At 67.9% G+C, this 5467-nt stretch carries 5 protein-coding genes; 2 read left to right on the top strand and 3 right to left on the bottom strand.

Annotation, left to right across the window (positions count from 1 at the left end; translation table 11 throughout):
- Together VFW66_08560 and VFW66_08555 are read right to left on the bottom strand one after the other, a co-directional pair.
- On the bottom strand, positions 1–320 hold a 320-nt coding region (locus tag VFW66_08560; protein ID HEX5386735.1), incomplete at its 3' end, for an ABC transporter permease.
- Positions 317–1954: an ABC transporter substrate-binding protein gene (locus VFW66_08555; protein ID HEX5386734.1), complete on the bottom strand. Its 1638-nt coding sequence runs from the start codon at positions 1952–1954 to the stop codon at positions 317–319. The genes VFW66_08555 and VFW66_08560, both read right to left, overlap by 4 nt.
- A gap of 858 nt (positions 1955–2812) precedes the next feature.
- On the opposite strand from VFW66_08555, the gene VFW66_08550 reads away from it, so the two are divergent.
- Together VFW66_08550 and VFW66_08545 are read left to right on the top strand one after the other, a co-directional pair.
- A complete protein-coding gene (locus tag VFW66_08550; protein HEX5386733.1) occupies positions 2813–3805 on the top strand; it encodes a hypothetical protein in 993 nt (330 codons plus the stop codon).
- Between the two features lie 11 nt (positions 3806–3816).
- The gene (locus VFW66_08545; protein ID HEX5386732.1) at positions 3817–4572 is read left to right on the top strand and encodes a PKD domain-containing protein; all 756 of its coding nucleotides are present in this window, start codon (positions 3817–3819) and stop codon (positions 4570–4572) included.
- A gap of 36 nt (positions 4573–4608) precedes the next feature.
- On the opposite strand, the gene VFW66_08540 is transcribed toward VFW66_08545, so the two are convergent.
- On the bottom strand, positions 4609–5467 hold an 859-nt coding region (locus VFW66_08540), incomplete at its 5' end, for a hypothetical protein (GenBank protein HEX5386731.1).

Here is a 5467-nt window from a genome sequence, read left to right as displayed (position 1 = left end):
AGCACCGCGCCGCCGAGCAGGAGCGTCGCGGGCAGCCGCTCGGCGATGAGCTGGGTGACGGGGCGGCCGTACTGGATCGACACGCCGAGGTCGCCTTGCAGCACGCCGCCGGCCCACGCGGTGAACTGGTGCGTGAGCGGCTGGTCGAGTCCGTAGCGCGCGCGGAGCGAGGCGATCTCAGCCGGCGTGATGCGGTCGTCGCCGGCGAGGCGGCCGAGCGGGTCGCCGGGGGCGAGACGCATGAGGAAGAAGAGGAGCACGGTCGCGAGCACGAGCGTCAACGCCGCCTGCGCCGTGCGGCGCGCCAGCCAACGGCTCACCGCACGCTCCACTCCCACAGGTCGCGCCACACCGACACCGGCTCGAACTTGACGGTGCCGAGCCGGCGGTTCACCGCGAAGACGTAGCTCGGCGCGTAGATGAAGGCGGCGGGCGCGTCGGCCTCGATGCGGCGGAGCGCCTGCTGCCAGAGCGCGCCGGCGCCGCGCTGCGCCATCATCGCGCGCTCCATGAGCGAATCCACGCCGGGGTCGCAGTAGTGCGCGACGTTGGTGCCGCCGTGGCACGACCAGCTCTGGGTGAGCCCTGACGGCGTCGGGTCCTGCGACGCGGAGGAGAAGTCGATGTCGAAGTCGCCGCGGCTCCGCCGCTCGGCCCATACCGGGCCGTCGAGCCGCACGAGGTCGATGTGCACGCCGAGCTGGCGGAGCTGTTCCTGCACCAGCAGCCCCAACTGCCGGCGTACGTCGCTCTGGAGCGGGTAGTTGAGCGCGAGCGAGAGCGGGCGGCCGGCGCGGTCGAGCACGCCGTCGCCGTCATGATCGGTCCAGCCGCGCGAGGCGAGCAGTTTCCGGGCGCGCGCCGTGTCGGGACCCGCCGCGCGCGGCGAGCCTCTGCGCACCCAGAGGAGCTGCGACACGGGGCCGTAGGGCACGTCGGCCCAGCGGCCGAACGTGGCGCGCAGCATGAGCTGGCGGTCGAGCGCCAGCACGAGCGCCTGGCGCACGACGGAGTCGGAGAGGATCGGATGCGGGCGGGCGGAGTCGGCGCGGTCGCGCTGGTTGAAGAGGAGATAGCCCATGAGCGGCGACGGCACGCTCACGAGCTTGAGGTCGGGCGCCCCGGAGAGGCGCTCGATGTTGGAGAGCGGCGCCGGCACCGCGTCCATCGCGTCGACTTCGCCGGTGAGGAGCAGATTCATGCGCGCGTCCGGATCGGCGGCGATGCGCAGGAACAGGCGCTGCATGCCGGGCTTGCCGAGGAAAAATTTGGGATCGGCGGCAAGCTCGGTGAACTGGCCCGGCACGGTGCGCACGAAGCGGAACGGGCCGTTGCCCACCGGATGATCGACGAACGCGCGCGGCAGATCGGGCGTGGCGGCGCCGTTGGGCAGGAGGTGCGACGGCAGCGGCTGCACCTGGAAGGTGGCGTCGTAGAACTGCTCGGCGTACGGATGGTCGAAGCGGATGACGACGCGGCGATCGCTCTCGGCCGTGACGCTCACGATGTGATGCAGCAGGTCGGCGAGCTTGGGCGCGATCTTGGGGTTGCGCGCGCGCTCGAAGGCGAGCAGCACGTCCTGCGCGACTACCGGCGCGCCGTCGTGCCAGCGGGCGCGCGGGTCGAGATCAAAGGCGAGCGTGACCGAGTCGCGGCGGGTCCAGCTCCGCGCGAGCTGTGGGGTGAAGCCGGCGTCGCCCGAGGTGTTGAGGCCGGGGCCCAGCGCGGCGAGGCGGAGGAAGAGCTGGTCGGCGAGGTCCTGGTTGCCGGTGGCGGAGGCGGCGCCCTCGATCATCGTGGGGATCGGCACCGTGGCCTGCTGGGCGGTGACGATGACGATCGTGTTGCGGTCGCGGCCCTTGAATGCGCCCCGGGTCGCGGCGAACGCGGCGACAGCGACGAGGGACGCGGCGAGCGCGCCAGCGAGCGTGCTCCGGCGGACGACAGGGGCCACGCGGGTTCCGATGCCTAGGTTGGGAGGGGTGACGGAATGTAGCGCGGCGGGGGCGCGGCCGGTATTCGCGGCGGGTCCCGGCCCGGCATGTGCGAAGGGCCCGGCCCGCCATGCGAGGGGTGCGCCACCTCCGGACAAGCACACCGTCCTCCGGCGGCGCACCCCTCGCATGGCGGGCCTAGGTTTCTCGGCGGGACGACATCACCGGCACCACGTGACCGGTACCACGTCAGCGGCACCATGTCCACGCCGCCGAGCGGAAGGTGTCGGCAGCGCTCCGCGTGGCGAGGTTTGCGCTGGTCGCCGGCTCGTGGGCCACGCCAGCCCATTAGCTTGCTACCGCTTGGATGACCTGTGGCTCCCCCTTGACGCCGCCACCCTCACCTTGATGCAGCCGCTTCGTCCGCATGTGCCGAGTCAGGAGCGCCGCCGACGCGGGGCTGTCACAAATGGGGCCCTACTTGTCGCAATTGGGGCCTTACCGCGCCCACCGCATTGGGAAGACTAATGCTAGGTTCACCCTCCACCTACGACATTCGCGCGCTCGCCCGACCGAAATCGGGTCGTCGGCGCGGCGCCGACCGAGCTGAGACGTGTCGAAGGTACGCAGCCGTGCACGCTCCGAAGGACGTTTGCGTTGCACCGGTAGGCGCCGTGGCTGGCGAGCGTCTGTGAGGGCCGCCCGACTGCTCTAACGAGCAGAGCGTCACGTTCTTGGAGCGCGAAGCCTGTCGTGAACCCGCTGGAACGCTCATTGCACCCTTGCGGCAGGATGTAGCGCGCTTGGCGCCTGCTGCAAGGCCGCGCTGATTGTCGATATCGCAGGTCGCCCATTCCCGACTCGGAGGGAGGCGCAGCATGAAGGAGCTGCGATCGAGGTGCTGCGGGATTCTGTTGTTGGCAGCCTTGGCGCTGATCGGTTGCCACGACTCGGGTCCGGATGCCACTGCTCCGCACGCTCCGGTGCTGAACGTGGCGGCTTTCGTGACCAATGCGGCACAAGCCGCCTTAGGGCCTAACGGGCTCTTCCAGCTTCCGACGGAGTCACCGAACGCAAATGAAGCAACATCCGCACGGGCGCGTCAGCTCGCGCTGGCCTGGGTCGCCGACATTGGCCCACAGTTGCGTGGTTTGCTTGAGCGGGAGCACGGTTCGGCGATCGACTTCAGCTCTCTCATGCCATGCGGACGGCCGCTGTATGCGACAGCTGCATTTGAGCCTATGGCGCCCGATGTGCCCATTGGGATTCGCCGGCCGTACGGTGCCCAGTGGATTATCGGACTTTGTGACGGCCATGGTGTGCTGACAGTGAGCTTAGCCGTATCAGCGCTTACGACCGACGTTGAGACCGATGCTGGTCATCTTGGGCCCTCCAAGCCCGGTAGCGGGAGCGAATTCTTTGCTATGGGCGTCCCTTCCAGTTGGGATAGTCCAGTCGGCTTGTCACCAGAACGCGCCGTGGCGCAAATGGGCGCCGCGTTGGGAGCGCGCATCATCGCACCGCCGGTGCTGATTGCGGCGTCGCCGACCGAAGCGTACCCACAGGGCGCCTTGTGGCGGCTCGATCTTGAGCACCCGCTTGCGCTGAAGACACACTCTGGGCGAGCGATTGCGGCGGCCCAGACGATCTACGCCGGGCTGGGCGCGCGAGTTGGTCGGCTCATTGCGGTGAGCGATTCGGAGCTGAATGTACCTCTGGCTGATCAGCCGGATGATATCGCAATCCCTTATCCCGTCTATACGAACCGATTGAGCGGCACTGACTCCAATGCAGCACGGCCAGTCCAATGGGCATCCGCGCACGCGCGGCGTCTGCAGGAAGTGCCGATTCGCTTTGAGCTTGCAAGATGAGAGGGGGTGATATGGATCGCCACTTTGGCCGCAACTTGTTAGTAGTGCTGTCCGCTGCGGTGCTTCCAGCATGCATCGCCGATCAGCAGCAGCAAGATAGCGTCACAAAGTGCGTTGTTGAACCTGACGGCGTCTGGCTCCAAATCATCGTCGACGAGGCTGTCAGCTCCCCCGATCGGTGTCCTTACAACATTGCCAACTATCGCACCGCCCAGCAAACGTTTGCCGGTTACATCGATGGGGATCCGTCGTATGTAGTCTCGGGTGTCTCGGAGGCAGCCACCAACATCTACACCGAATCTGGATCTCTATCGGCCGGTCCCAAGTTCGACGGATTCGCTGGGTTCCCGCCGCAATCTCAGCCGAGCATCAGCTACTTCGCCGGCCTTGGCCAAAATCCCCATGGCAGTGAGACTGGAGAGGATATTGGGGTTGTGCAGGTGACAAGCAGCGCTGGCACAGCTGTCGGTACCGCCGATCTGACGTACTACTACGGTATATATTCCAACATCACGGCTTCGACCTTTGATCCCGGGCCAGTGACCTTCACGAGCAGCATCTCGAACTATCGAGCTCCGACCACGTACCGATGGTGGCGAGACGGAACAGCCTTGGCGAATACGGGCTCAAGCATCAGCACAACCCTTGCCGCAGGCCGATACACGTTCAAAGTGGTGGTCAAGGACGCCGACGGCGACTCGGGTTACGTCTCGAAGATGTTCACAATCGGCGATCCAACGAACTGTCCGAGCGTGTGTCCCAAGTAGCCGCTCGTGAATCGCGACACCCCGCAGGGAGAGCGGTCAGCGCGACCAGGTCCAGGCTGCCGACCGAAAGATGTCGGCGAAGGCGGCGGCGCGCTCTACAATGGCGCCCCCGCGGTCGAGGGTGAGCCAAGATTCTGCGGGTGCCCACTCGCGCGCCGCGTCGGTGATGGCCTCGGCAGCCTCAGCGAACGAGACGCGGCGTCCTAGTGCATCTCGCAAGGTGACGTCGGGGGGCGGGCTCTCGGTGCCGCGCAGTGCGGTCTCCAGCGGCCGCGCGCGAGCACTCACGGCGCTTAACACCCGCTGGTCACCGCTGAGAAGGAGCGAACCGTGCTGTAAGAAGGCCGCGCGGGTGCGGAGCTGTGCGCTGCCGGCCACCTTGCGGCCGGCGATGGTCACCTCGCCGCCCGCCGCTGAGTCGAAGCAAGCGCCGGCGCCGAGCGGGGCAGCACGCGCGACTGGTGCGAGCGCGGCATCGGCGCCGAGATACCTGAGCCCGCGTGCGAGCGCTTCGTGGATGCGGCGGTGGCTCTCGGCCAGCGAGCCCATGGCACCCGAGGGCGCCGCGACCGCGTACGTCAGCTCGTCCGCGTGCCACACCGCGCGCCCGCCGGTGGGGCGGCGCACGGTGTCGAGCCCGAGTGCCTCGATGCGCTCGCGCCGGTACCGCCGCGCGGCGGGCTCGTGGCGGCCGAACGAGAGGCAAGGTGGTGACCAGCGGTAGAGCCGCAGAAACGCATCGCCCTCGAGCTCGGCGAGATCGAGCAGCGCCGAGTCGATGCCCATGTTGATGAAGCCGGGGCGGGGCAGGTCGTCGATCCAGAGGTGCCAGATCATCGGCTCGTCGTCGCGCGCTCGAGCGGGTTCAGCCGAATAGTCGCGGGCGCAGCAAAAG

It is taken from the genome of Gemmatimonadales bacterium (assembly GCA_036279355.1).
GTDB lineage: Bacteria > Gemmatimonadota > Gemmatimonadetes > Gemmatimonadales > GWC2-71-9 > DASQPE01.
This window is presented reverse-complemented; position numbering and strand designations above follow the sequence as displayed.

Coding starts and splice junctions, on each gene's coding strand:
- VFW66_08545 (HEX5386732.1), top strand. CDS start 3,817: ATGGATCGCCACTTTGGCCGCAACTTGTTAGTAGTGCTGTCCGCTGCG.
- VFW66_08550 (HEX5386733.1), top strand. CDS start 2,813: ATGAAGGAGCTGCGATCGAGGTGCTGCGGGATTCTGTTGTTGGCAGCC.